Source organism: Vibrio sp. 10N.261.55.F4 (assembly GCF_041470465.1).
GTDB classification, from domain to species: domain Bacteria; phylum Pseudomonadota; class Gammaproteobacteria; order Enterobacterales; family Vibrionaceae; genus Vibrio; species Vibrio crassostreae_C.
Map to the genome: position 1 here is coordinate 101,783 of NZ_JBFRMM010000015.1, position 25,568 is coordinate 127,350.

The following is a 25,568-nucleotide window of genomic DNA, read 5'->3' on the forward strand; positions in this document are numbered from 1 at the left end:
ATTAAAAATATTGTTAGTCAAATTGTGTGAAATTGCTGCGAATATTGTTGCTGCAACACATTTTTTGTTTTCATCTCTATAGTTTTACGTCATTTATCCGATATATTTAATAGATCATCACTTTTCCGAATTTAAGCACCTAGCTGAGCCTTTTATGTTTCAAATTTTCAAGCCGTGGTTAATGCCTTTTGCCTTTATCATTGCGACTCAGATTTCCGTTGTTCGTGCAGATTCCATTCGAGTTGTAGGGCCTAATGGCCAGATACAATCAGCGCCTACGTTTTCAGAACCACTTCAAAGAGCGCAATCAAATAGCGCTGAGCCTTCACGTTTCTATGGTCCAACTCGCGGCTCAGAAACATTGTGGTCTATTGCCTCAAAGTTACGCCCTGATAACTCCGTTTCAGTCCAACAAACTCTGTTGGCTATTTATCGCTTAAACCCACAAGCGTTTGAAAACCAGAATATCCATAGCCTGCTGCCTGCGAGCAATCTACGCGTGCCTTCTTTAGAGCAAGCACGTGCAAGCTCGACGCAGCAAGCTATCAACATCATGAACTCACATCTTGCTAAGCTTGATGCTCCTGCAAGTAAGCCTGTCGCTTCAAAACCCAAAGCGCCGAGTTCTGATGCAAAAAATGTTACTCCTGCTAAGCAAGTAAGCACTACTGAAACTGCTAAAAAGCCATTGTCTCCAACTCAATCATCTCTAGCTCAATCTGCACCAACCCAAGAGATGAACAAGTTAGAGAAGCAGCTAGAGCTTTCAGAAACTGAACTGCTGTCACTTGAAGAGAAAAATCACCAACTTCGTTTGATGTTATCGAATGTTCAATCGGAAGTGGATGAGCTAAAAACAGAGCTCAGTGATGAAGACCGCATTCGTAGCGAAGTGGAAAAGCTGCTTGATGAAGAGCGCAGAAAGAACGCCGAAATTGAAAAGATGGCACCAAGTGTCATGGACGAACTGTTATCGAATGCTTGGTTAGTGGCGGCTCTTGCGATTATTCCAGGTCTGCTCATTGGTTTGATCGTTGTGATGCTGTTAGGCCGTCGTTCTAAAAATGATGAGCAACAGCAGACGACTCAAGAACAACCGCTCCAGCCAGAACCAAGTACCGTTGCACCTATTACATTGGGCGACGAGATGGACGACCTTAACGAGCTGTCTTTAGATGATGACTTGTTTGGTACGGAAGATGACGCCAACAAGCTGTTTGACGATCAAGCGCTAGCCGAAGAGGATGATGTCTTTGCTGGTTTAGATGAATCTGATCTCGATTTCAATCTAGATGGTGAAGACGATGACCCATTTGCTAGCATTGGCGAAAACGGTGATTTAGACACCAACTTCGACGATCTAGATTTAGACAGCAGCAACGGCATTAGTGTTAATGGCGAAGAGAAAGCGCTTGGCCTTGAAGAGATGGAACGTGCGCTAGACAAAACAGCGGAAAGCGCCGTCGATACTGATGATGTCGACTTTGATCTTTCTGATGATAACGCAATGTCTGCTGATGACATTGAAGCTTTACTATCTCAAGAGTCTGAAACTGAAGATCTCGGTTCCAACGAGCTAGACCAATCTTTATTAGATGATCTGTTTGCTCTTGATGACGAAGATGACGACAGCTTCGATATTGATGCTCTGATTTCGGAAGAGCAAAGTAATTCGCCGTCTAACACTGAAGCACCAGCAAGCGATGATTTTGACATCGATGCGCTTATCTCTGAGCAACAAAGTGAGACTAAGCCTGTTGATTTGAGCAATGACGATTTTGATATTGATGCTCTAATCTCTGAACAACAGTCCCCTGAGCCAGCTTCACCGACAGCGAATGATGATATTGATGACATCTTTGCCCAAGTTGCTGCTCAGAACGATCAAGCGAATGACCCTTTCAACCTCGATAGCGACGATGAGATTGCCACTAACCTAAACAGTGGTTTGGCGTCTGATGATGATATCGAAAACATTCTGTCTCAGTTCGATAAGCCCATCGTAAATGAAGAACCTCAAGACAGCGTTGATCTGCTTGATGAGCAACTGGCAGGCGATGACGTAGACCTAAGTAACTCGACAGACCTTCTTGATGAGATGCTAGGGGACGATTCGGATGATGAGTCTGAAAGCGAACCTCTTGGCTTTGATTCTCTGTCTGAGCTTGAAGAGCTTTCTGGTTTATCGACCGATGATGACCTCAACATCGCAGAAGACAGCACGGAAACCTTGGATGAATTAATAGGTGACTCTGACGAGGATGATTTCGAACTCGACGCCGAAAGTACCGACTTATTGGATGATTTCCTTGATAGTGAATTGTCAGATGATGAGCTTTTAGCGGATGCATCAAAATCAGAATCTCTAGACCCATTTGATGACTTACTGACAAGTGGCATTGAAGACGAGCTTGAATCTGAAGATAAGACGTTTGATAAAGAGTTAGACGCAGCCTTTGGTTTGGACAACGCCAATGAGGAGCCTGAAAAGGACTCAGACGTTGAGCTTACTCCGTTAACCTCTGAAGGTGAGCCTGAGCAAGATCCGGACATTAGTGAAACACCACAACCTGAAGTCGTTACTGATGAATCGTTAGATTCTGAAATGACTCAAGAAAGTTCTGACATTAAGCCAGAAAATGATGAAGCCTTTAATCGTGATGGTTTTATCGATGATTTGTTCGGTGTCGCACCGGCAACGGATGCTTTGCTTGATGACTCGCTAGAAACAACAGACGAAGCGTTGATTGATGAGTTAATGACTTCTGATGACAATGATTTGTTGCCAGCAATAGAAGAGCCTGTTGAACCATCAATTGACAATACGGTTGAACCAGAGCAAGCGTCTCTTTTAGACAGCGACGAAGTATCAGCGCAAGAAACCGCATCATCGGTTGAAGATGATGAACTGGATATCGACTCGCTGTTATCTGAGAATTCTGATTTTGACAAACCAGATTTTGAAGAGCGAGTTAAAGAAGAAACCGCACAACAAGAACCAGAGCCGAAAGAAGCCGACGTACAAGAGCAAGCTTCGCCATCGTCTTTGAACGATATCTCTGAAGATGAAGAAGAAACGGTTGAAGACTGGTTAGCTGAAGCCATCGACGATGTAGAGTCGCCAGCGAACATTGACTCTGATTTTGACTTTGAACCGAAAATCCAAGGTAGCGATCAGCTTGAAGATGTCGTTGAATCCTTGCCAGAGCCAGAGCCAGAGCCAGAGCCAGAGCCAGTTCGTGCTGCAAACATGCCAGAGATCATTCCAAATGAATTTGGTGTGCCAGAAGACGATGATTGGCTGATTGAAGATGAGGCGTCTGAACCAGAAGCATTAGCGGAAACTGACGTAACACCAGAGCTAGTGACACCTGTCGCTGAACCGAAAGTTGAAGCTACACCACAAGCGGAAGTAGCAGAACAAGCTGAAGTTCTAGGACAAGAAGGCGAAGAAGAATTCTCGTTTGATGACTTCGAATTGCCAGAGTTTAATGAAGAAGATGCACTAGCGGAAGCTGATGCTGAATCACCATCGGAATCAGTAGTACCTGCTGTTGAGACTCAAGCTGAAGCTGAAGCTAAGGGTCAAGACGACGAAGAGTTCTCGTTTGATGATTTCGACTTACCAGAGTTTAGTGAAGAAGACGCACTAGCGGAAGCTGATGCTGAATCAACAACAGAGCCAGCAACGCCTGCTATAGACTCTCAATCAAGTGTTGAATCGCAACCTACCGCTGAGCCTCAGTTAGATGCTGCACCACAAGTTGAAACTGCGAAACCAGAAAGCGAAGAAGAATTCTCGCTTGATGACTTCGAACTACCAGAGTTTGGTGAAGACGATGCGTTAGCGGAAGTGGTGAGTGAACCAGATGAAGCACAGTTAGAGCAAGACTTAGCGCCTGACACAGAGAAGTTCGAGTTCGATGACCTTGATCTTCCGGAGTACGATGAAGAAAGCGCAAAAGCAGACTCTGTTTTAGATGATATTGAGCAAAGCAATGCCGAGCCGGTGGCGGAAGCCCAAGGCGTAGAGTTCGATGAGTTTGATTTACCGGAATATGGTGAAGATGAAGCCATCTCTGATGCGTTTGCTGAGAAGCCAACACCACTGACTTCTTTCAGCCCACAAGGCGAAGAGCAAGATGCGTTGCATGATCTGTTCTCAAATCCGCAGAGCTATAGTCAGGCTGATGATTTCTCGAATGCTGAAGACTCTGAACCGGCTGGTTTTGCACAGCCAGAACAATCACTGAGCGCGGCTTCAGAGCCAAACTCAACGCCTGCAGCGGTTCAAGACGAGCCACTAGAAGGCTTTGATGACTTTGATGAGACAGCATTAGCTGAGTTGCTTTCTGAAGATGTTCAAGACTCTGTCGACAACATGTTCGATAAGCCATTGGACGCAACTTCGATTGATAGCGCAGGGTTAGATATTGACGCCATGCTTGAAGTCGGCGGCGAAGACTGGAAAGGCTTTAACCTAGCGCCAGAACAACAATCGAGCATGCATAATGATGTGCCTGATGACCAACAAGAGATTTGGGCATCGGCTGAACAGCAAGCTGAACCGAAAATCAAAGAAGAGAATTGGGCTGAACAAGACAATCTAACCGAATCAGGCAACAGTCGTGATAAGCAGTACATGACGATTGATGAGCTAATGGCTCAAGTCGAGCAAGAAGGTGAAGAAGTCATTAATCCAGACGATGAAGAGCTTAAACTGGATGTGGGTCTTAACGAATTCCCTGATGTTATCGGTGATATTGGCAATTATGATGTCGACAGCAATGCAGAAGCTGCGGGTAAGCTTGATTTGGCCAAAATCTACATCGAGATGAGTGACTCGCAAGGGGCAATTAAGCTTCTAGAAGAGGCAATCGTTGACGGCAGCGATGATATTCGTCGAGAGGCAAAAAATCTTATCGATACGTTAAACGGTCGATAAATTTACAAATCAGAAAGGGTAGCGTTGGCTACCCTTTATTTTAAGGCGATACAGAGCGCTATCGTTTCATTTGGTTTTTCAACAGCATCGTCTCGGTCGATGCTGATTGTTTATTGAAGTTTTAGCCCCATCCTATTTGGGCTAGCACTGATTTCCGTATATAATTCTCGCCCATTTTCAAAGAGAACAAGAACATGAAAATTGCTTTAGGTATTGAATATAACGGTACCCACTACTTTGGTTGGCAGCGCCAACGAGACGTGAAAAGTGTCCAAGAAGAATTGGAAAAGGCTCTTTCAGTTGTCGCGAATCACCCTGTAGAAGTTATGTGCGCAGGTCGTACAGATGCCGGTGTTCACGGTACGGGACAAGTCGTTCACTTTGAAACTAATGTTGATCGTAAAATGGTGGCATGGACAATGGGCGCGAATGCCAACATGCCAAAAGATATTGCGGTTCGTTGGGCGACAGAAGTGAATGAGGATTTCCATGCTCGTTTCTCGGCTACTGCCCGCCGTTATCGCTACATTATCTTTAACCATGCACTACGCCCAGGCATTTTGAATTCAGGTGTGAGCCATTATCATGGTCATCTTGATGAGAAAAAAATGCATGAAGCGGGTCAGTACTTACTTGGTGAGAATGACTTCACTTCGTTCAGGGCAACACACTGTCAATCTCGTAGCCCATGGAGAAACATGATTCACTTGAACGTGACTCGTCATGGACACTACATTGTGATCGATATTAAAGCGAATGCGTTTGTTCACCACATGGTGAGGAATATTACGGGTAGCCTTATTGCCGTAGGTAAAGGTGAGCAGAAACCAGAGTGGATCCAGTGGCTTTTAGAAGCTAAAGATCGAAAAGTAGCCGGCGCAACTGCAAAAGCGGAAGGTTTGTATCTGGTGGATGTTGATTATCCTGAACATTTTGAGCTACCACGAGAGCCAATTGGTCCTCTATTTTTACCGGATAATTTGAACTAAATGTGAGACTTAGGTTCAAAAATTATTACGGTTTAGTGCGTAAGATAGTTCCAGAAAATAGGTACAACCAGTTTTTTATCTACAGTCGCTGTTTTATGTGCTTTAATTCCCACGCATAATTCCCAAATTTATTTCTTTCGCAATCAAGCGGAAGAATCGAAACAAAAAGGTCTTCCATGAGTTGGCTTGAAAAGATTTTAGAAAAAAGCAACATCGTAACATCTCGTAAAGCGTCTATCCCTGAGGGTGTTTGGACGAAATGTACTTCTTGTGAGCAGGTTCTGTACCATGCTGAACTAGAGCGTAACCTAGAAGTATGTCCAAAATGTGACCATCACATGCGCATGAAAGCACGTCGTCGTCTGGATACATTCCTAGACAAAGGTGAGCGTGTTGAACTAGGTGCTGATCTTGAGCCACAAGACAAGCTGAAGTTTAAAGACTCTAAGCGTTACAAAGAACGTATCTCTGCTGCTCAAAAGAACAGTGGTGAAACAGACGCATTAGTTGCAATGAAAGGCGAACTATTGGGTTTACCTATCGTAGCGTGTGCTTTTGAATTCTCATTCATGGGCGGCTCAATGGGTTCTGTTGTTGGTGCTCGTTTCGTGAAAGCGGTAGATGCTGCTATCGAGAACAACTGTGGTTTAGTGTGTTTCTCTGCAAGTGGTGGTGCTCGTATGCAAGAGGCATTGATGTCTCTAATGCAAATGGCGAAAACCAGTGCTGCGCTTGAGCGTTTATCTGCGAAAGGCCTACCGTTTGTTTCAGTTATGACTGATCCAACAATGGGTGGTGTTTCTGCAAGTTTGGCAATGCTTGGCGATATCAATATTGGTGAACCAAAAGCACTGATCGGTTTTGCTGGACGTCGTGTAATCGAACAAACGGTACGTGAAGACCTTCCTGAAGGTTTCCAACGCAGTGAGTTCCTACTAGACCACGGTGCTATCGACATGATTGTTGACCGTCGTGAGATGCGTCAGCGCGTTGCAAGCCTTGTTGCTAAAATGACCAACCAGCCTTCACCATTAGTAGTTTCTGTGAACGATTCACCGAATGAAGCTACTTATGAAGTACCAGAAGCGCCAGAAAAAGGGTAAAGTACCTTCTAACAAACCAACTTAATTATGGTTATGAGTTAGATGAGTCAACAACCTATTCCTCAAGCCACATCCTCTTTGGAGATGTGGCTTGATTATTTATCAAACATCCACACAAGCGCTATTGATCTTGGATTAGACCGAGTTCAGGCCGTCGCCTCTAAGGCAAACCTCACCAAACCTGCTCAACATGTTATTACTGTTGCCGGAACCAATGGCAAAGGCTCAACATGTGCACTGATGGAAGCGATTCTATTGGACGCTGGTTACTCAGTTGGTGTCTACAGCTCTCCTCACTTAATTCGCTATAACGAACGTGTTCGTATCAACGGCCAAGATCTATCTGATGAAAAGATGGTTCAGTCTTTCGATTTCATTGAGAAAGAGCGTGGCGAAATCAGCCTGAGTTTTTTCGAATATGGCACTTTAGCGGCGTTACGTGCATTTCAAACTGAAGCGGTTGATGTTGTGCTTTTAGAAGTGGGTTTAGGCGGGCGTTTAGACGCGACCAATATCGTTGAGCATGATGTTTCTGTGATTACTAGTTTGGCTGTCGACCATGTTGACTGGCTAGGTGATGACATCAATGTGATTGGTTTTGAGAAAGCGGGCATTTATCGTAGCGGTAAACCCGCTATCTGTGGTCAACCCAAGCCACCGGCTACGGTTGCAGCGCACGCTGATGACATTAAGGCTGAGTTCTACCAAGTCGGTATTCAATACACTTATGATGTTGACGGTGATACGTGGAACTGGCGCAGTGGTGCATTCCAACTAGAATCGCTACCTATTCCAAGCCTGCCGTTACCTAACGCTGCAACAGCGTTGATGGCATTGGGCACATCAGAGCTTAGTATTAGCGACGTGAACGTGGTTAACGGCATGAAGAATGCGCAGCTTCCTGGGCGTATGCAGCAAATTAGCGAACAACCGGTGATTGTGCTTGATGTAGCACACAACCCGCATTCTGCTGAGTACTTTGCGCAGCAAGTCGCGAAGAAGTATGCAGGCAAAAATTTACACGTTGTAGTCGCCATGCTTCATGACAAAGATATCCCCGCGACATTGGAAGTATTAGCTCCAATAACAACACATTGGTACCCAGCTTCGCTGAACGGCCCACGAGCCGCAACAGCCGCTGAATTGTGTCAAAGCTTACCTGAAGGTGTAGAGCGGTATTCAAACCCTGTTGTAGCGTTTGAAGCGGCTTTAGCTTCTGTTAAAGGTGACGATGTTGTGTTGGTTGTCGGTTCTTTCCATACAGTGGGTGAAGTGTTGGAGCATTGGCAGAAAAAAGGAAACTAAATGGCAAGTAAATTCCAAAGCCGGTTAGTCGGCACCATCATTTTAGTGGCCATTGGCGTGATTGTATTGCCCGATGTACTAGATGGTAAGAAGCTCCACTACAAAGAAGAGTTTGCAAGCATTCCAATTAAGCCTGAGCTTGATAGTAATGTTGAAGTGTTTGAAGTACTCGATCCCGTTGAAGATCAGATAGCGCTACCGGATTCTCCGGTTGAGCAAGTGGTTGAAAGTGGTCGTACTGATAATTCAAACACGCAAACCGCGTCTTCTTCTAATGATAAAGAAGCAGACAAAGTGGCAGTTGTGGTTAAGCCGGTACCTGAAAAAAATGAATACCAAGACAGTGCTTGGATTATTCAATTGATGGCTTTGAAGAATGCTGACAACGCAAAAAACGTTGTTAAGGATCTGCAAAAGCGCGGTTATCAGGCTCACACCAAGCAAGAAAAAACTTTTACGCGAGTAATTATTGGCCCGGATGTCTCTAAATCCAAACTTGAGCGACAAATTAAGGAATTAGAAAAAATTACGGGTTCAAAAGGCCAGTTGCTCAAATTTAAACCGTTAAATCCATAAGAAAACGTTTGCGTCTGCATTTTTTCTGTTAAAATGCGCGCCAACTTAAGATGAAGAATTCATGAATTGGTTAGATTTTGTCATTTTAGGCGTGATCGGCTTCTCTGCCGTGATCAGTTTAGTTCGTGGTTTCGCTAAAGAAGCCTTGTCACTCGTTATTTGGTTTGGAGCATTTTTTATTGCTAGCCAGTACTACGCTAAATTAGCGATGTACTTCACCAATATCGAAGATGAGATGTTTCGAAACGGAACTGCGATAGCAGCATTGTTTGTTGCAACGTTAGTTGTGGGTGCCTTAGTTAACTATGTCATCGGTCAACTAGTTCAGAAAACAGGCCTGTCAGGTACAGACAGAATCCTCGGTGTCGTCTTTGGTGGCTTACGTGGTGTTTTGATTGTTTCTGCAGTGTTGTTTTTCATGGATGCGTTTACTGCATTCCCAAGTTCTGAGTGGTGGAAGAATTCGCAATTGGTTCCAGAATTTAGTCGAATCATTGCGCCGTTCTTCGAGCATTTACAAGCAACATCTAGTTTCTTATCTGGCGCGCTCTAGCGCCAGTTAATGTCGAAAAATCGAGGATTAGGACATGTGTGGTATTGTTGGAATCGTGGGTTCAACACCTGTAAACCAGTCTATTTATGACGCTTTAACGGTATTGCAGCATCGTGGCCAAGATGCCGCTGGTATTTGTACCATAGAAAGCAATCGTTTCCGTCTGCGTAAGGCGAACGGTTTAGTAAAAGATGTTTTTGAAGCAAAACACATGCAGCGCCTACAAGGTGAAGTTGGTATTGGCCATGTTCGTTATCCTACTGCGGGTAGTTCAAGTGCGTCTGAAGCTCAGCCTTTCTACGTAAACTCTCCTTTTGGCATTACGTTGGCGCACAACGGTAACCTGACGAACGCAAACGAAGTTCGTGAGAAGTTGTTCGAAAAAGACCGTCGTCATGTAAACACAACCTCTGACTCTGAAGTTCTACTGAACGTATTAGCTCATGAGATCGATACTGTTAAAGGTAACGTAACTTCAGATGATGTTTTCCGTGCTGTGGCAAACGTGCACCGTACAATTCGTGGTGCTTACGCCGTAACTGCGATGATCATCGGCCACGGTATGATCGCATTCCGTGACCCACATGGTATTCGTCCACTGTGTCTTGGTAAGCGTGAAGTTCAAGGTAAAACAGAGTACATGGTTGCGTCTGAATCGGTAGCACTCGATGCTGTTGGTTTCGATTTCATGCGCGACGTAGCGCCAGGTGAAGCTATCTACGCAACGTTCGACGGTGAGCTTTTCACTAAGCAATGCGCAGACAACCCACAACTGAACCCATGTATCTTTGAGTTTGTATACTTTGCACGCCCAGATTCATTCATCGACAAAATCTCGGTTTACAGCGCACGCGTTGAGATGGGTGAGATGCTTGGTAAGCGTATTAAAGAAGAGTACGCAGACTTAGACATTGATGTGGTTATCCCAATCCCTGAAACATCAAACGATATTGCGCTAAGAATCGCTCAAGCGATCAATAAGCCATACCGTCAAGGTTTCGTGAAAAATCGCTATGTTGGTCGCACGTTCATCATGCCAGGTCAGCAACAGCGTAAGAAGTCGGTTCGCCGTAAGCTCAACGCAATTCGCTCTGAGTTTAAAGGTAAGAACGTTCTTCTGGTTGACGATTCTATCGTTCGCGGCACAACATCAGAGCAGATCATTGAGATGGCTCGTGATTCTGGCGCAAATAAGGTCTTCATGGTTTCAGCTGCTCCAGAGGTTCGCTTCCCTAACGTTTACGGCATTGATATGCCGAGCGCGACAGAGTTGATTGCTCATGGTCGTGATAACGAAACGATTTGTAAGCAGATTGGCGCAGACGCCTTGATTTTCCAAACGCTACCAGATCTGATTTCTGCAGTGGGCATGGGCAATCAAGACATCTCTCGTTTTGATACTTCTGTATTTAACGGCGAGTATGTAACGGGCGATATCGACCAAGTGTACCTAGATTTCCTAGACTCTTTGCGTAATGACGACTCAAAGGTTCAGCGTGAGATTCAACAAGATCTTGCTAACTTAGAGTTACACAACGAAGGCGCTTAACTAGCGTTTCGTTAGTCATACAGAGTTTCGCTAGCGATACAGAAAATAAAAAACCAGAGCATCGGCTCTGGTTTTTTGTTTATAGAGAAGGGGATTGACCTTAATGAATGTGGTATGCGATCACAAAATCAATAAACAATCTCACTTTCTCTGGTAGATGGTCTTTGTGGTTATAAAGCATGTAAATATCACGAGGGTTAGCGCTCCAGTCTTCTAAGACTTGCACTAAGCTGCCATCTTCAATGTATTCACGAATCATCACGTCAGGCATCAGGGTGATACCTAGGCCTTCTGAGCACGCTTGTCTCACGACATTAAGCGCATTGGCGTTGAAACGGCCTTTCTCGCTATTCACCACCGTCTCTTCATTCGAATTACTCAGCTGCCACTTAATCAGCGGGTAGCCTTTGAGTAGCGAATGGTTCGCTAGCTCTTCAGCATGGCTTGGAGCTGGGTTCTTCGCTAAGTACTCAGGGCTCGCGATAAGAATATCTTTGACTTCACTGATTTTTCGAGCGATTAGGCTTGAATCACGCTGAGGGCCGACTCGGAAAATTACGTCCCACTCCGTTGGATCCAGCTGATCCGCTTGGTTGTTCATCATCAGCTCAATATTGATATCAGGGTATTGAATCATGAATTCACTGAACATTGGCATCATCATGCGCTTGGTCAGGTTTGAGGGTGCCGTAATACGAATCTTACCGGAAGCGCCTTTGCACACGTCAGTTAACTCTTCTGCAGTAGAAGAGAGACGTTGCAACAGCGGAGAGCATTCATTGAAGAAACGTTCGCCTGCCTCTGTTAAAGAAAGTTTACGCGCGTGTCTATTGAGAAGCCTAAGGTTCAAAGAATCTTCTAAGGCTTGGATGCGTCGTGTGATGGTCGCAACCGGAATCATAGTCTTGCGCGATGTTGCGGTGTAGCTCCCATTTTCAACGACGAGTCGAAAGAGGTTTAAATCATCTAATTTCATAAATCCAGACACATTTGTTTACAATCTCATCTAATTTATACGTAACAGTGAGATCAATGTTTGCGTTACGTCAACTCGTTGCACTATTTACAAGTATTCCAACCCTCGTCACGAATTACCAGTAAAGAGTGCAAATTTGTGTATTTAGCATTTTATTACTAAGTTTTATATTAGTTCTTAGAACAGATAACAATAATAATTCGACTTAGTTTTGTGAGGTTATAGATTATGTACAAAACTCACAGTCAGCCAGTAATGACCTCGGCTCAGGAAGTAATTAACCAAAAATGCGTGATGTTGGTTGATGATGATCCTATTTTTCGCCGTATAACCAGCGCTTACCTAGACAAGGTCGGTTATAAAGTGGTTGAGGCTGAAAATGGACTGGACGCTTTGCAGAAACTTAGAGACTCAACGCCAGATTTAATTGTGTGTGACTTATCAATGCCAATACTTGATGGCATAGAGCTTGTGGAAGAGCTCAGTTTAGAGTACCCGTCACTGCCTATGATCGTTGTGTCTGGCACTGATGATATGTCTGACGTGGCGAAAGCCTTGCGATTTGGTATTAAAGACTTCTTGGCGAAGCCGTTAGAGGATCACCGTCACCTAGGAAGTGCGATTGCGAATACATTGACAGATTCGTTCGATAACATTTCAGACCAACGAGATTTTTCGAGCCAATGGTTCTGTGTGGATGATGGGGGAGAGATCCCTGAAGACCAAGAACTGCATTGGCACCTGAATTACCTTCAAGATAACCCAAGCGCAGCAAAAGACTTACTGCATGCGCTGCTTCCAGAGAAAGATACGCGACAAGGCTCATGGCGTTGCAGTTACCGGTTACTGCAATCAACAGAGATGATGCCACTTGTGTTTGACTATGCGTGGATGATGAACGGGCAGTTTGCTTTTTACCTCGTCGATTCATCGTCGTCTGATAATGGCGGCTCCGCGACAACATTGTTAGTGAGAGCGCTGTTCCACGATTACATAAGAAACAGAAAAGATTTTAATGTTGATCTCAAAGATATTGCTGAAATCTTAGAGAAGGGGATTCGTTGCTCTAAATGCTCCACCCCAGTGAATGCCTTGTTTGGTGTTGCTGACCTTGCCGAGGGAACCATCTCCATTTTGCCTGCGGGTCTAGACGGGCAATGGTCGAATGGTGAATTGAATCAATATATTGCAGCAGGTGAGCGCTTGGGTGAGAACTGCAAGAAGAACTTTATTACGCGGGACCTTCCGATCGAACAGGGCTGCCAACTGTCGTTGAGCCTACTTGGAGCGGCAAGTTTTAGTTTAGACATACACCAAGGGTCTACTGATTAACCCTATATTTCCTCGGTTTTTGTGAATAATTGATTAAGGTATAGTTGCGCAAATGGTGTGGCTATGCCTTTTTTGTTAAATGTCGATTTGGCAAAGCGGGTTTGGTTCGCCGGATACTTACCTTCACTAACAAAAACAAGAAGCAATCATGGCAGATAACAAAGACTTTCAAGACCCGTTTAATGTATTCTACTTTTTAGGATTTTTAGCCGCATTTTTAATGATTCCATTGCTACCAGCAACACTTACGTTGATCCGTGTATTCAATGGTTACGCAACATTCTAGTTAAGCTGTCGTCGCCGATTGGTGATAGCTAACTCAAGGAGGCCACAATTAGCGTTCGAGTTTTAAGCCTCAATATTGCTGGTGGCCTTTGTATATTTCTCGCAGTTCTAGGGATAGTTTTGCCCGTTCTGCCAACCACTCCTTTTCTCCTTCTTGCCAGCGCATGCTTCATGCGAAGCAATCCGAAAGTTCATAAATGGATGCATGAGCACAAAACGCTGGGTCCTTTGCTGAACAATTGGTATCAACACGGTGCCGTCACCAAACAAGTTAAAACGCGTGGCGTATTCTTTATCTTGTTGAGTTTTGCGTTATCCATCTACTTTGCCCCTATCATTTGGGTCAAGGCTTTCCTAATTTGTGTACTTGTTATTCTTCTCACATGGTTTATGCGACTTCCAACCCATGAGTTGGTTGCTGACAGCAAAGAAAATCACTACCATTAAGCCAGTGTGCCTGCTTGTATAGCGGGCGTTTATTATTTCAGCAATCAGAGTTATGACTCTCGTTGCAATGAATACCAATCGTACCTTTCCTTAATTCCGAGCGTTGATGTTTGATTCGTTAACGAGAGTTTGGAAAGCGGCCTAATGAAGTGCATAAGATTATGAACACAGAAAAAATCTCTCTGATCAAAGCAAGCATCAAAAGCATTCCTGATTACCCTAAAGCGGGTATTTTGTTCCGTGACGTAACAAGCTTGATGGAAGATCCAGTAGCTTACAAAGCGACTATCGACCTGCTAGCGGAAACATACAAGGACATGGGCTTTACTAAGATCGTTGGTACTGAAGCTCGTGGTTTCCTATTTGGTGCGCCTTTGGCACTTGAGCTAGGTGTTGGCTTCATTCCTGTTCGTAAGCCGGGCAAGCTGCCTCGTCAAACTGTGGCACAATCTTATGAGCTTGAGTACGGCACCGACACTCTAGAAATCCATACTGATGCTATCGTTGAAGGCGATAAAGTGCTTATGGTTGATGACTTGCTAGCAACGGGCGGTACGATTGAAGCAACAACAAAGTTGATTCGTCAGCTTGGTGGTGTGGTAGAACACGCTGCATTTGTTATTAACCTTCCAGAAATCGGTGGTGACAAGCGCTTACAAGGCTTAGGTCTAGAAGTGTTTAGCATCTGCGAATTCGACGGTCATTAATCCTTTTCGGAATTATTCATGAGCTATCTTGCGTTAGCGCGAAAATGGCGACCAACCAAATTCAAAGAAGTGGTTGGTCAAGCCCATGTTTTAACAGCATTAGAGAATGCCCTTAGCCAGAATAGGTTGCACCACGCATACCTGTTCAGCGGTACACGAGGTGTTGGTAAAACAACCATCGGTCGTTTGTTTGCTAAGGGACTCAACTGTGAAGCAGGCATTACCTCAACACCTTGTGGTGAATGTGCAACCTGTAAAGAAATCGATGAAGGTCGCTTTGTTGACCTGCTCGAGATCGATGCGGCATCACGAACTAAGGTAGAAGATACCCGCGAGCTTCTGGACAATGTTCAGTACAAGCCTGCACGTGGTCGCTTCAAGGTTTACCTAATCGATGAAGTTCACATGCTTTCTAGGCACAGCTTTAATGCGCTTCTAAAGACCTTAGAAGAGCCGCCTGAGTATGTGAAATTCTTGCTCGCAACAACGGATCCACAGAAGCTTCCAGTAACGATCTTGTCGCGTTGTTTGCAGTTCCATCTTAAGCCGATCAGCGTTGATAATATTCACGAGCAGCTCGATCATATTCTTGAACAAGAAGATGTGACGTCTGAATCTCGTGCGCTTGGAATGATTGCTCATGCTGCTGATGGCAGTATGCGTGATGCGCTAAGCCTTACAGACCAAGCTATCGCATTGGGTAACGGCAATGTCGTAACAGATACTGTTGCTCACATGCTCGGAACACTGGATACCGACCAAGCTATCCACTTGCTTGAAGCGATTAGCAGTAAGCAGCCACAGCAAGCGATGGCGTGTATCCAAAGCCTTGCTGAGAACGGTGTTGAGTGGGATGGTTTGCTGAATCAGCTTGCGGCCCAACTGCATCGTCTTGCGATGTTCCAAGCTTTGCCATCTACATTAGATAAGGCACAGCCTGACGCTGAGAAGCTTGAACTACTGAGCAAAGCGCTTAGCCCACAAGACATTCAACTCTACTACCAGATCGTGTTGAAAGGTCGTGAAGACTTACCGTTATCGCCAACTGCTCGTGTTGGTATTGAGATGGTAGTTTTACGCATGTTGGCCTTTAGACCTGCTGAACAAGCGGTTGCTACTGCAATCTCGACTCAGTCGGCAAGCCCAGCGCCAGTTCCAGCAGCTCAAGCTCAGAACGTTGCTCAGTCAGTGAGTCAACCTGCGCCAATGGCAGCTCCGAGACAGCCTCAGATGCAACAACAGGCGCCTCAACAGCAAGCTATGCAGCAGCAACCGGTGCAACAGGCTCCGCAGCAGAATCCAGCACAGTATTCAGATTCGCAAGGTTACGCTGATCATTCAGGTAACCAAGGTTATCCAGAACAGGATTACCCGCATAGCCAGTATGACGCGCCTCCTGCTTATGATGAGCGTCCAAGCTACGGTGCAGATCAGCCTCAGCAGCAACAAACGAATTATCAAAACCAGAGCCCGGTTCAACAGCCAAGCGCTGCACCTTCTGCTCCGCAAGAGCAGCCAGCGCGTGCAACTTCGCCTATGAGTGGTTTACGCCACCAATTACGTTCTCAACGTAGAGGCAGTTCGGCAACAGAAAACAAAGGCTCGGCGCCAAAAAAGGCTAAAGCGACACCAGCTAAAACTTCAGTTCTTGATCGAGTTGCTCAGCAACACGGTGGTTCTGAGCGGGTGTCGCCAGCTTCTTTATCAGCCTCTTCGACAGAAAATGTGACCAACGATAATGAACCTTATCGCTGGAAACCGTCTAAACCTGTAGTGAAAGAGGTGAGCAAAGAGCTTACACCTACTCAGATCAAACGTGCGTTGGAGCATATTAAGACACCAGAAATGGTCGATAAATTGCTTCAAGAGTCGATTGCTCAAGATGAATGGTCAGCCACGATTCAAAAGCTAGAGACAGCCAAGCTTGTTGAACAGTTAGCATTGAACTCAGTGTTTGCTAAAAACGACACATCAATCACTTTAACGTTAAGAGCGAGCCAAGCTCATTTGAATACCGACCGTGCGCAGAGTGAGCTATTGCAGTCTCTCAATACTGTGCTTGGAGAAGAGTGTCATTTGAGTGTTGAAATCGGTGATGGTGGAGAAACGCCGCTAGAATTACGAGAACGACTGTATCAAGGTAAGTTGAAAGACGCGTTTACCGCTTTAGAAAACGATGCCAACGTACAGTTCATTGAAAGACGTTTTGCCGCTGAACTCGACAGAGACAGCGTTCGTCCTATCTAGAACGTTTTCTTGTTTAGTGACCGGCATATCATCCCAGATAAGCAAATCTGAGAACTGAACATCGAGGGGTTGAATCACACTGTTTTAACCCCCATTTAAGCTCGTATAGCTTAATTAATTTTAATAAACCAATTAGACCAGAGAGTATTAACATGTTTGGTAAAGGCGGTATGGGCAACATGATGAAGCAAGCCCAGCAAATGCAAGAGCGCATGCAAAAGCTTCAAGAAGAAATCGCAAATATGGAAGTTACAGGTGAGTCAGGTGCTGGCCTTGTAAAAGTAACGATCACTGGTAGCCACAGCGTTCGCCGTGTTGATATCGATGAAAGCCTAATGGAAGACGATAAAGAGATGCTTGAAGATCTTATCGCTGCTGCTTTCAACGATGCGGCTCGTCGCGTTGAAGAAACTCAAAAAGAGAAAATGGCTAGCGTAACTGGCGGAATGCAACTTCCACCAGGTATGAAGATGCCTTTCTAAGTAACTTATTCTTAAAGGTTAATTCAGGTGGTGGTTTGTGTTGAACAGGCTATTACCTGAACATTAGAACGGTTAAATATGCGTACCAGTCATATGCTGGAGCATTTGATGGAGGCCTTACGTTGTCTACCTGGGGTTGGCCCCAAGTCGGCGCAGCGTATGGCCTTTCATTTGTTACAGCGCGATAGAAAAGGCGGCCTACAGTTGGCTGAAGCTCTTAGCCAAGCAATGACCGAAATTGGTCACTGTAATGAGTGCCGTACTTTTACTGAAGAAGATACTTGCCACATTTGTACCAATCCTAAACGTCAGGAAAATGGTCAAATCTGTGTAGTAGAGAGCCCTGCAGACATTGCAGCTATCGAAGCAACTGGCCAATATTCAGGTCGTTACTTTGTATTGATGGGTCATCTTTCACCACTTGATGGTATTGGTCCAAGTGACATCGGTCTCGATGTTTTGGACTACCGCCTGCGTCGTGGTGATATCTCGGAAGTAATCCTAGCGACTAACCCAACAGTTGAAGGGGAAGCGACAGCGCATTACATTGCTGAGCTATGTAATGCCCATGAAGTGAACGCAAGCCGTATCGCTCATGGTGTTCCCGTTGGTGGTGAGCTAGAGCTGGTGGATGGCACCACGCTTTCGCACTCCTTACTCGGTCGTCATAAGATCTAAAAAAGCCGCTTGGTGAAGTATCACTAAGCGGCTTTTTCTTTTATTGCTTTAGACGTTTTTCAGCGCTTAATCTGAACCTCTTACCGCTTTGTATATCATCGCGCCAATTACAGCACCAATAATCGGTGCAACCCAGAATAGCCACAATTGCGAAACGGCCCAATCACCGACAAATACAGCCACGCCGGTACTTCGAGCAGGGTTCACAGAAGTATTGGTTACGGGAATACTGATAAGGTGAATCAAGGTCAAACAGAGACCAATTGCGATCGGTGCAAACCCAGCAGGGGCTTTTGAATCGGTTGCGCCCATGATCACGAATAGAAACACCATGGTCATGACCACTTCACAGACCAGTGCAGCAGTTAGTGAGTAGCCGCCCGGTGAGTGTTCACCGTAACCATTTGAAGCAAAGCCAGATGCCGCAGCGTCAAAACCTGCTTGGCCTGAAGCAATCACAAATAACACTCCACCCGCGATAATACCGCCAATGACCTGGGCAATAATGTAAGGTGCGACGTCTTTGGCATCAAAGCGGCCACCGCTCCAAAGACCAATTGTAACAGCAGGGTTGAGATGACAGCCGGATATATGGCCAATAGCAAAAGCCATGGTGAGTACGGTTAAACCAAACGCGAGGGAAACCCCGAGTAAGCCGATACCTACATCGGGAAAAGCAGCGGCTAAGACGGCACTACCACAACCACCTAACACCAACCAAAATGTACCGAACATTTCTGCGATATACTTATTCATAACTATCCTTATTAATCTTTACCAGTATCAATAAGATAGTTTAGTTCTATCAAAGTTGTGAAATCTTGGGCATATATAAGAAGAAAAGTATTGTTAAGTTATTGCTTCGAGCTCAATAAGGTTATCAAGCGCTTCTTGGTCGGTTTTACCACAAATGACAGGGCAAGCTTTGAATTGGTGACATACCTTCGGGCGTGAAGGTTGACCAAATAATTTGCAGAGATCTTGCTCATTTAATTGGATGCAGCGTACCCCAGCAGGCTTACCATTAGGCATTCCAGGAATAGCAGATGTAATACTTGGAGCGATACAGCATGCTCCACAACCTAGGCGACATTCCATCAAATTAAACTCACTAAATAACAGGGTGCGCGATAGTAGCAAAAAATGATGAGAGTGACAGCTGTTGATTGAATCAAAGAATGAACAATTATTATCCTTGAACTTTTTATGGGCTAGCGGTATAACACGCACCCCAGTAAAAGAGTAAGAAGTAATCCTATGACGAATCCATTTTGGCAAGAAAAGACACTAGAACAGATGACCGAGAATGAGTGGGAATCACTTTGCGACGGTTGTGGTAAGTGCTGCCTACATAAACTAATGGATGAAGATAGCGATGAAGTTTACTACACCAATGTGGCGTGTAGCTGGTTAAACGACAAAACATGTTCGTGTAAAGATTACCCGAACCGCTTCACTTCAGGTGAAGAGTGTTTGAAGCTGACTCGTGACAAGATCGATGAGTTTCACTGGCTACCAGACACTTGTGCTTACCGCCTTTTATCAGAATCTAAGCCGATTCCTGAATGGCACCCGTTGATCACCGGATCAAAAACAGAGATGCATGCAGCAGGTGAAAGCGTTCGTAACAAAGTGGTATACGAAATCGATGTTGTCGATTGGGAAGATCACATCTTGAACCACCCGAACCGCTAGTTAACGAAGACTAGTCAATCACCCGAATAAAAAAAAGGCTCACATTTCTGTGAGCCTTTGTCGTATTTAGGAGGGTCCAAATCAATGGACTGTGTCATGGCTAATGTCAAGCAAGCGGTAAGTCTGCAACCACCTGATTGAACGTGATACGAGTATTCTGAGCTTGCTCAGATAACTCGATCTTTTTCGCTTGTGCGGCACTAAGATTACTCTCGGCCTGCTCAAGTGCTTGTTGTAGGTTCTCTGGTAACTCGTGAGTTTCCATTTGTGAACCTTGTTCTAACACATAAGCGCGAATTTCTTTCTTCACTGCGGCAAGTTCTGTGTAAGCAACACGCTCAAGTTCTGCGGCTTCTTGTGCTGCATCTCTTTCTTTCTCAAACTGAGCCAACGCCATACCTTCAGCAGACCAAGGGTCCATGTCTGGCAGTTCTTCGATGTTGATCGTTGGCTCGATATACGCATCTTGATGGCGTAGGTCGAGGTTAGTCGCACGAACCGCTGAAATCATCAGCATCACAGAGATAGCAAGCAGTGGTAAGCCACCAACAATCGCCGCCGTTTGTAGCGTACTTAGACCGCCTAAGAACATTAGAATCGTTGGTAAGAACGACAGAGTAAATGCCCAGAACATACGGTTCCAGCGCATTGGCTCTTCGGTCACGTTGTTTTGTACAACAGACGCTAGGATGTATGAGATAGAGTCAAATGTTGTTGCCGTGAAAATGATACACAGCATTGTAAATACAGCGATAACCAGCGTGCTCATTGGCAATTGTGCAAGCATCGAGAAGATAGCTTTGGTTGCGCCTTCCGCATTCAAAATGGCAACGACATCTAGCTCACCAGAAAGCTGCAGTGATAGGCCGTAGTTACCTAAGATCATGAAGAACAGGAAACAACCTAGAGAACCAAAGAAGATCGACCCTGACACCATTTGTTTGATGGTTCTGCCGCGAGAGATACGCGCAACAAACAGACCCATACTCGGTGCAAATACTAGCCACCATGCCCAGTAGAAAATCGTCCAGTCTTGTGGGAAGTGAGTGTTTTCGAATGTACCGTAACCACCAAATGGTTCAGCCCACGTTGCCATCACGAAGAAGTTAGACAGTAGACGACCAATTGAGTCTAAGCCTGTTTCTAACATGAAGATTGTTGGACCCGCGATCAGAACGAAAGCCAGTAGACCCATCGCACCCCAGAAGTTGATGTTACTTAGGATCTTGATGCCTTTTTCCAATCCAGCATAAGATGAGTAAGCAAAAATCGCAGTACACACTAAAAGCACCATCACTTGCGTTAGGTTATTTTTAGGTAGACCAAATAGGTGATTTAGACCTTCAGTGATCAGAGGAGCGGCTAAACCTAATGTTGTTGCAGCGCCGCCTAATAGACCGAAAATGAATAGGATATCAACGATCTTTCCTGGTACGCCTTTACTACGGTGTTCACCAAGAACAGGCATTAATGCGCTTGAAATCTTTAGAACAGGTTGTTTACGTACGTAGAAGAAGTAAGCGATAGGAATTGCCGGGATTAGGTAGATAGACCATGCGATTGGTCCCCAGTGGAATAGGCCGTAGGTCGCAGCCCAGCGTACTGCTTCTTCACTGCCAGGTTCTAGTTGGAAAGGCGGTGATTGGTAGTAGTAAGCCCACTCAATACAGCCCCAATACAAGATACTTGCACCGATACCGCCACAAAATAGCATGGCAGCCCATGATGCAGTTTTAAACTCAGGCTCTTCATCAGCTTCGCCCAGTTTAATTTGTCCCATATCACTGAATACTACGTACACCATAAATGCACAGGCTGCGAGACCTAGAGCAAGATACAGGAATCCGAGTTGATCAGTCATGAATGTTTTCGCAACCGCAATCCAGTCTGCGCCCTGTGCAGGGAACAAAATGAGCGGGAAAACTATCGTGAGTAGGAGTGCTATAGCACCAAAAAAGGTTGGCTTATCGATAAGCTCAAAAGTGTTTTTCACGAGTATTATTCCATTAAAATGAGAGCGGAATTATGGAATGAACTCGTTTTTTAGACCTAATCGGGTCTATTGTCGTAACGATAAATCGCTTTTATTCTAGAGAATGCGATAGGTTGGCAAGGCTAAATGAGTGCGAGAAGAATACCGCCTACGGTTGCCGCTGCGGACAGGTATTGCCCCGCTGAATAAGAACCATCATCTTCTTCTTCAATCTTATCTGGGTGATCCATACCCAAGGCACCATGAGCGAATGACTCAACTTTATCGGTAACTGTCGCGTTTTCTGCTTCGACTTTCTTCGCTTCTTTATCAATTTCTTTTAGGGCAGATAAGAGTGCTTTGCCTTCATCAGAAAGCCTAACCGTATTTTGCTCAACCTTAAGCGGTGTAGGCTTTTCAGCTTCGTTAGCTGAACTCTTAGCGTTCATCTGCGAAGGCGAATACAGCTGAGTATTACTCGTTCCTACTGGCGTCATATAGCTCTCCTTACCTATCCTTAAATATAGTATCGGCAGAGGTGTGAAAAACTTGTGCAATTAATCATCGATAGTGATGTTTTTTTATTCGCACATTACATTTTCGTCTGCTTGGTTAAATCGTCTATTTACTAAGCAAGTCTTGTGCCGATAAGAATGTTTGATTTTAGATAGAGTTAGGATGAATGACGGGAACGTGATCAAGTTGTGACGATGGGCTAATTATCTAGGATTAGCCCATCGACTCTTTAGCTTAGAAGAGTGGATCAACAGATCCTACTCACACTCTAGGCTAGCGCTACGTTTTGACAGATGCTTGTATGCCTTCATTCGGTTCTCTTTCTTTACAAAGCGAGCCGGCGGCGAAAGCACTTCAAGCTGATAATCACCGCTATCCGATGAGATCGCTTCAACCGGGCTGATGATGGCGATTTTTAAATCAGGGTTACGACGTAGAATTGATGCCGCCGTCCCTAAACCACCCTCGGTGTGGAACTTGCCAGCCACGTGAATCACTTGTTTATCAGGGTTTGATGCTAGGTAATCCACAATCGACTCAGCCATGGTTTCGTCCCAGGTAACCTGAGCGGCAAACTGCTTTTCTGTTTGCTCTGGCGTACCGTGATGCATAGAAGCCATGAACTTTTCTTTGTAAGGGCTATCGCCAGTATCCACTTCGGCAGCAATCCATTGGCGTTGCTCGGTCGATAATTGGTCTAGGTAAGGCAATCCTTTACGGCCAATACACTGCACGAATGGCTTTGGTGCATTTGCCGCAATAACATCGACGTCGTTGGCTTTTGCGAACTCAACTAACGCGCGGTAATCACTTTCGTAATTTGGCCAAGCTGCCGCTTGAGACATGAGAATTTGTTCGCCAATTTCGCCGTTTAAGTATTGGTCAAGTGTGGCTTGGTGCTCTCGAGTGAACTGTTCCATTGAAAGCGCAATGTTTGATGTTGCGTTGCGGCGCGCTTTTAAGAAGTCGGTTTGGAAGCGGTGAATGGCAGAATGCGTGTGCCATTCGCCAATTAGAACCACATCAGCGTCAATCAGCTGCTCGGGTAATGCATCGAGAGAAAGTGTTTCGCCTTGTGGAGAAGCGAACTGGTAGTCATAGAATGTGGAAACGGATTCCGTTTGAGCCACTTTTTGAGAAGTGTCTTTTGCAGGTTGACTAGCACAAGCCGTGAGAAGAGTAGCTAATCCGATAAGAATAATACGTTGCATGAAATGCCTCCTTGAAGAACACGCATACTAAAGGAGGCAAGATAAGATTTCAATGCAAACGATAATCAATATCAATTAAATTTGTTTGCGGTACACTCGCAGCATAAAGTCAGCTTCACAGTTGAATTGCTCTGCCTCGGTGAGTTGTAGTTTAAACTCTTCACTCGCCTTCCAAGCAAACGGCGTCATCTGTAGCAGGTCGAATGCATCTGACCCCGATAGTTCCATCATATAGTTTAGTTGCTCTTGATGCTCAAGCGTAAAACCTTCGATCACTTCTGGATCTTCGTCGTGCAAGCGAACGCCATCATAAATTGCATCACGCAGTTGATACAGGTGTCGGCTAGCTGGTGTCACGGTGATCACCACACCATTATCTTTGATGGTGCGTTGTAACTCTTCAGCCTTGCAAGGCGCGTAAATGCGTAGAATTCCGTCTAAGCTGTTTTCAGCAAAGGGTAGGCGATGGCTTGATGCAACTGAGAAGTCGACAGCAGGGTAGCGTTTAGCGGCGTATTTGATAGCAATCTTAGAAATGTCTAGGCCAAAAGTAGCCCCTTTCTTTTCTTGAAGATTCACAGCAATTTCGTTGGTGTAATAACCTTCGCCACAACCAATATCCAATAGGCTAGGCGTCTCTTCTGGTAGATAGCGAGAACACAACGTCACCACCGCTTGGCGCATTGGGTCATAGTGGTTACCTTCAAGGAAGCGACGACGTGCCTGCATCATCTCTTTGTTGTCACCTGGATCTTTTGAGCGTTTGTGGTGCGCAGGCATCAAATTGACGTAGCCTTCTTTCGCTAGGTCGAACTGATGGTTCTTTTCACACTTAAACGTACGATCGTTTTGAGATAAAGGTTGGTGACACAAAGGGCATTGGTAAGTCATGGAGACCTCTAAAGGAGAATAGACAGCGCAAGTGTAACGAGCTAAAACCAAAAAGTAAAAGAGCGACATAAAGCCGCTCAAAAATCGTTTTTTATAACTGTATTTATACGGTTATTGGGCACTAATCACAGTGATCAGTTGGTGGTTTTCACCCGGCCGGAGTGTTTTACCGGCTTCTAGGCTTGGCGCGTGCAGTGTTGATTCTACGCACATCATAGTTAGGTAACCATCGTCTTGCATGTCGCCCATACTTGCAGCGCCTTCTGCCCACGGGTTCCACAGTACTGCAGAGTTATGACCGTGGTTTTCAACTGTTAGCGTGCGATCCAGCTTCTTGTCAGCAACAAAGATTTGCGCTTCTGGTTGCGTGTAAACGCGGTCAATCGTGTCGGTCAGTACCAGTTCAGATCCACCTTGGCAGTTCTTGCCACCTTGCAGGCTATCAATGTACTCAGCACCCATACCAGTGGTGGTTGTGTTGTGGATATCGCCAACGTTTAGGTAAGTGTGTAGTGCACCAGAGAAAGTCCATGGCTGAGAATCAGTGTTCTTCACGTCCAGCGTTACTTTTAGTTGTTCGCCGATCTCAACATTCAAGCGAGCATCAAACTGATGAGGCCATACTGCTAGCGTCTCTTCGCTTGGCTTCAGACCTAAGCTAACAATCACGCCAGCTTCGCTTTCACGGTGTTCAACCAATTGCCATTCACTTGAACGGGCAAAACCATGTGCTGGTGCTGCAATGCGACCAAACCAAGGCCAACATACTGGAATACCACCACGCAGAGCCGTTTTACCATCGAACTTAGCTTGTTGGCTCATCCAAATTAGGTCTTCTTGACCTTGCGGTTGGAATGACACCACATGGCCGCCAAACAGTGAAATCGCTGCGTTTGCTTTATCGTGGATAACGCGAACCAGTTTTACACCTTCGTGTTCAACGATAGTGACGTTGTCAGAAAGTACCGCCAGTGCAGGTAGAGTAGATAAATCCATTACATGATCCTTCTAAGGAAATTGAATTCAAATGCTGACTAGAGTGATGCTTGTGTTTTCATGAGTAACAAGCAGAGTCAGTATTAGAATTGAATTTTGCGTTTGGGCTATCT

Annotated in this window: 23 protein-coding genes; 15 read left to right on the forward strand and 8 right to left on the reverse strand. The window is 45.2% G+C overall.

What is annotated here, in order from left to right; genetic code table 11:
• The first annotated feature begins 154 nt into the window (after positions 1-154).
• The 7 genes from AB4249_RS08805 to purF all read left to right on the forward strand — a co-directional run bounded on the left by AB4249_RS08805 (position 155) and on the right by purF (position 11,020).
• On the forward strand, positions 155-4,945 hold the full coding sequence (locus AB4249_RS08805) for a FimV/HubP family polar landmark protein (protein WP_372102846.1): 4,791 nt from the start codon (positions 155-157) through the stop codon (positions 4,943-4,945).
• 194 nt (positions 4,946-5,139) lie between these two features.
• On the forward strand, positions 5,140-5,934 hold the full coding sequence (truA, locus tag AB4249_RS08810) for a tRNA pseudouridine(38-40) synthase TruA (protein ID WP_004734161.1): 795 nt from the start codon (positions 5,140-5,142) through the stop codon (positions 5,932-5,934).
• Between the two features lie 176 nt (positions 5,935-6,110).
• Entirely contained in the window at positions 6,111-7,037 is a 927-nt protein-coding gene (gene accD / locus AB4249_RS08815) for an acetyl-CoA carboxylase, carboxyltransferase subunit beta (RefSeq protein ID WP_017062348.1), read from the forward strand.
• A gap of 42 nt (positions 7,038-7,079) precedes the next feature.
• Positions 7,080-8,342, forward strand: a complete 1,263-nt coding sequence (gene folC, locus AB4249_RS08820) for a bifunctional tetrahydrofolate synthase/dihydrofolate synthase (protein WP_017062347.1) — start codon at positions 7,080-7,082, stop codon at positions 8,340-8,342.
• Complete coding sequence (locus tag AB4249_RS08825) at positions 8,343-8,918, forward strand: SPOR domain-containing protein (RefSeq protein WP_017063432.1); 576 nt, start codon at positions 8,343-8,345, stop codon at positions 8,916-8,918.
• Between the two features lie 61 nt (positions 8,919-8,979).
• On the forward strand, positions 8,980-9,471 hold the full coding sequence (locus AB4249_RS08830) for a CvpA family protein (protein WP_009848678.1): 492 nt from the start codon (positions 8,980-8,982) through the stop codon (positions 9,469-9,471).
• Positions 9,472-9,505: 34 nt separating this feature from the next.
• On the forward strand, positions 9,506-11,020 hold the full coding sequence (purF, locus tag AB4249_RS08835) for an amidophosphoribosyltransferase (RefSeq protein ID WP_102428820.1): 1,515 nt from the start codon (positions 9,506-9,508) through the stop codon (positions 11,018-11,020).
• Between the two features lie 100 nt (positions 11,021-11,120).
• Here purF and AB4249_RS08840 read toward each other — a convergent pair whose 3' ends face one another.
• Positions 11,121-11,996 carry a LysR family transcriptional regulator gene (locus tag AB4249_RS08840; RefSeq protein ID WP_017062344.1) on the reverse strand — a complete coding sequence of 292 codons (876 nt, stop codon included), beginning with the start codon at positions 11,994-11,996 and terminating at the stop codon, positions 11,121-11,123.
• Positions 11,997-12,224: 228 nt separating this feature from the next.
• Between AB4249_RS08840 and AB4249_RS08845 the strand changes: the two genes are divergently transcribed.
• The 7 genes from AB4249_RS08845 (at position 12,225) to recR (ending at position 18,174) form a co-directional block, all read left to right on the forward strand.
• The gene (locus AB4249_RS08845) at positions 12,225-13,328 is read left to right on the forward strand and encodes a response regulator (RefSeq protein ID WP_102428821.1); all 1,104 of its coding nucleotides are present in this window, start codon (positions 12,225-12,227) and stop codon (positions 13,326-13,328) included.
• 148 nt (positions 13,329-13,476) lie between these two features.
• Positions 13,477-13,614 (forward strand): hypothetical protein, encoded by a 138-nt coding sequence (locus tag AB4249_RS08850; RefSeq protein ID WP_017067606.1) that lies wholly within the window; start codon positions 13,477-13,479, stop codon positions 13,612-13,614.
• Between the two features lie 74 nt (positions 13,615-13,688).
• Positions 13,689-14,060: a YbaN family protein gene (locus tag AB4249_RS08855; RefSeq protein ID WP_029225617.1), complete on the forward strand. Its 372-nt coding sequence runs from the start codon at positions 13,689-13,691 to the stop codon at positions 14,058-14,060.
• Between the two features lie 161 nt (positions 14,061-14,221).
• A complete protein-coding gene (apt, locus tag AB4249_RS08860) occupies positions 14,222-14,767 on the forward strand; it encodes an adenine phosphoribosyltransferase (protein ID WP_017062340.1) in 546 nt (181 codons plus the stop codon).
• Positions 14,768-14,785: 18 nt separating this feature from the next.
• The gene (dnaX, locus tag AB4249_RS08865; protein WP_372102849.1) at positions 14,786-17,014 is read left to right on the forward strand and encodes a DNA polymerase III subunit gamma/tau; all 2,229 of its coding nucleotides are present in this window, start codon (positions 14,786-14,788) and stop codon (positions 17,012-17,014) included.
• Between the two features lie 152 nt (positions 17,015-17,166).
• Positions 17,167-17,496, forward strand: coding sequence for a YbaB/EbfC family nucleoid-associated protein (locus tag AB4249_RS08870; RefSeq protein WP_017062338.1), 330 nt, complete (start codon positions 17,167-17,169; stop codon positions 17,494-17,496).
• Positions 17,497-17,574: 78 nt separating this feature from the next.
• Positions 17,575-18,174, forward strand: a complete 600-nt coding sequence (recR, locus tag AB4249_RS08875) for a recombination mediator RecR (RefSeq protein ID WP_019823189.1) — start codon at positions 17,575-17,577, stop codon at positions 18,172-18,174.
• A 66-nt stretch (positions 18,175-18,240) separates the two neighbouring features.
• On the opposite strand, the gene aqpZ is transcribed toward recR, so the two are convergent.
• Positions 18,241-18,930, reverse strand: coding sequence for an aquaporin Z (aqpZ, locus tag AB4249_RS08880; protein ID WP_372055179.1), 690 nt, complete (start codon positions 18,928-18,930; stop codon positions 18,241-18,243).
• 93 nt (positions 18,931-19,023) lie between these two features.
• Positions 19,024-19,272 carry a YkgJ family cysteine cluster protein gene (locus AB4249_RS08885; protein WP_017059389.1) on the reverse strand — a complete coding sequence of 83 codons (249 nt, stop codon included), beginning with the start codon at positions 19,270-19,272 and terminating at the stop codon, positions 19,024-19,026.
• A 159-nt stretch (positions 19,273-19,431) separates the two neighbouring features.
• Here AB4249_RS08885 and AB4249_RS08890 point away from each other — a divergent pair, with 159 nt between their 5' ends.
• Positions 19,432-19,869 carry a YcgN family cysteine cluster protein gene (locus AB4249_RS08890; protein WP_017059388.1) on the forward strand — a complete coding sequence of 146 codons (438 nt, stop codon included), beginning with the start codon at positions 19,432-19,434 and terminating at the stop codon, positions 19,867-19,869.
• Between the two features lie 106 nt (positions 19,870-19,975).
• Here the strand turns inward: AB4249_RS08890 and AB4249_RS08895 are convergent, their stop codons facing one another.
• The 5 genes from AB4249_RS08895 to AB4249_RS08915 form a co-directional block, all read right to left on the reverse strand.
• Positions 19,976-21,862: a BCCT family transporter gene (locus AB4249_RS08895; protein WP_372102851.1), complete on the reverse strand. Its 1,887-nt coding sequence runs from the start codon at positions 21,860-21,862 to the stop codon at positions 19,976-19,978.
• Between the two features lie 122 nt (positions 21,863-21,984).
• Entirely contained in the window at positions 21,985-22,338 is a 354-nt protein-coding gene (locus tag AB4249_RS08900; RefSeq protein ID WP_017059386.1) for a hypothetical protein, read from the reverse strand.
• A gap of 276 nt (positions 22,339-22,614) precedes the next feature.
• Positions 22,615-23,568, reverse strand: coding sequence for a ChaN family lipoprotein (locus AB4249_RS08905; RefSeq protein WP_017059385.1), 954 nt, complete (start codon positions 23,566-23,568; stop codon positions 22,615-22,617).
• 75 nt (positions 23,569-23,643) lie between these two features.
• Positions 23,644-24,459 (reverse strand): 23S rRNA (guanine(745)-N(1))-methyltransferase, encoded by an 816-nt coding sequence (gene rlmA / locus AB4249_RS08910; protein WP_017059384.1) that lies wholly within the window; start codon positions 24,457-24,459, stop codon positions 23,644-23,646.
• A gap of 111 nt (positions 24,460-24,570) precedes the next feature.
• On the reverse strand, positions 24,571-25,455 hold the full coding sequence (locus AB4249_RS08915; protein WP_017059383.1) for a D-hexose-6-phosphate mutarotase: 885 nt from the start codon (positions 25,453-25,455) through the stop codon (positions 24,571-24,573).
• Between the last annotated feature and the right edge of the window lie 113 nt (positions 25,456-25,568).

Coding starts and splice junctions, on each gene's coding strand:
- aqpZ (WP_372055179.1), bottom strand. CDS start 18,930: ATGAATAAGTATATCGCAGAAATGTTCGGTACATTTTGGTTGGTGTTA.
- AB4249_RS08830 (WP_009848678.1), top strand. CDS start 8,980: ATGAATTGGTTAGATTTTGTCATTTTAGGCGTGATCGGCTTCTCTGCC.
- AB4249_RS08915 (WP_017059383.1), bottom strand. CDS start 25,455: ATGGATTTATCTACTCTACCTGCACTGGCGGTACTTTCTGACAACGTC.
- AB4249_RS08890 (WP_017059388.1), top strand. CDS start 19,432: ATGACGAATCCATTTTGGCAAGAAAAGACACTAGAACAGATGACCGAG.
- AB4249_RS08840 (WP_017062344.1), bottom strand. CDS start 11,996: ATGAAATTAGATGATTTAAACCTCTTTCGACTCGTCGTTGAAAATGGG.
- AB4249_RS08805 (WP_372102846.1), top strand. CDS start 155: ATGTTTCAAATTTTCAAGCCGTGGTTAATGCCTTTTGCCTTTATCATT.
- AB4249_RS08825 (WP_017063432.1), top strand. CDS start 8,343: ATGGCAAGTAAATTCCAAAGCCGGTTAGTCGGCACCATCATTTTAGTG.
- accD (WP_017062348.1), top strand. CDS start 6,111: ATGAGTTGGCTTGAAAAGATTTTAGAAAAAAGCAACATCGTAACATCT.
- apt (WP_017062340.1), top strand. CDS start 14,222: ATGAACACAGAAAAAATCTCTCTGATCAAAGCAAGCATCAAAAGCATT.
- dnaX (WP_372102849.1), top strand. CDS start 14,786: ATGAGCTATCTTGCGTTAGCGCGAAAATGGCGACCAACCAAATTCAAA.
- AB4249_RS08885 (WP_017059389.1), bottom strand. CDS start 19,272: ATGGAATGTCGCCTAGGTTGTGGAGCATGCTGTATCGCTCCAAGTATT.
- truA (WP_004734161.1), top strand. CDS start 5,140: ATGAAAATTGCTTTAGGTATTGAATATAACGGTACCCACTACTTTGGT.
- recR (WP_019823189.1), top strand. CDS start 17,575: ATGCGTACCAGTCATATGCTGGAGCATTTGATGGAGGCCTTACGTTGT.
- AB4249_RS08905 (WP_017059385.1), bottom strand. CDS start 23,568: ATGCAACGTATTATTCTTATCGGATTAGCTACTCTTCTCACGGCTTGT.
- AB4249_RS08850 (WP_017067606.1), top strand. CDS start 13,477: ATGGCAGATAACAAAGACTTTCAAGACCCGTTTAATGTATTCTACTTT.
- AB4249_RS08845 (WP_102428821.1), top strand. CDS start 12,225: ATGTACAAAACTCACAGTCAGCCAGTAATGACCTCGGCTCAGGAAGTA.
- folC (WP_017062347.1), top strand. CDS start 7,080: ATGAGTCAACAACCTATTCCTCAAGCCACATCCTCTTTGGAGATGTGG.
- purF (WP_102428820.1), top strand. CDS start 9,506: ATGTGTGGTATTGTTGGAATCGTGGGTTCAACACCTGTAAACCAGTCT.
- AB4249_RS08900 (WP_017059386.1), bottom strand. CDS start 22,338: ATGACGCCAGTAGGAACGAGTAATACTCAGCTGTATTCGCCTTCGCAG.
- rlmA (WP_017059384.1), bottom strand. CDS start 24,459: ATGACTTACCAATGCCCTTTGTGTCACCAACCTTTATCTCAAAACGAT.
- AB4249_RS08870 (WP_017062338.1), top strand. CDS start 17,167: ATGTTTGGTAAAGGCGGTATGGGCAACATGATGAAGCAAGCCCAGCAA.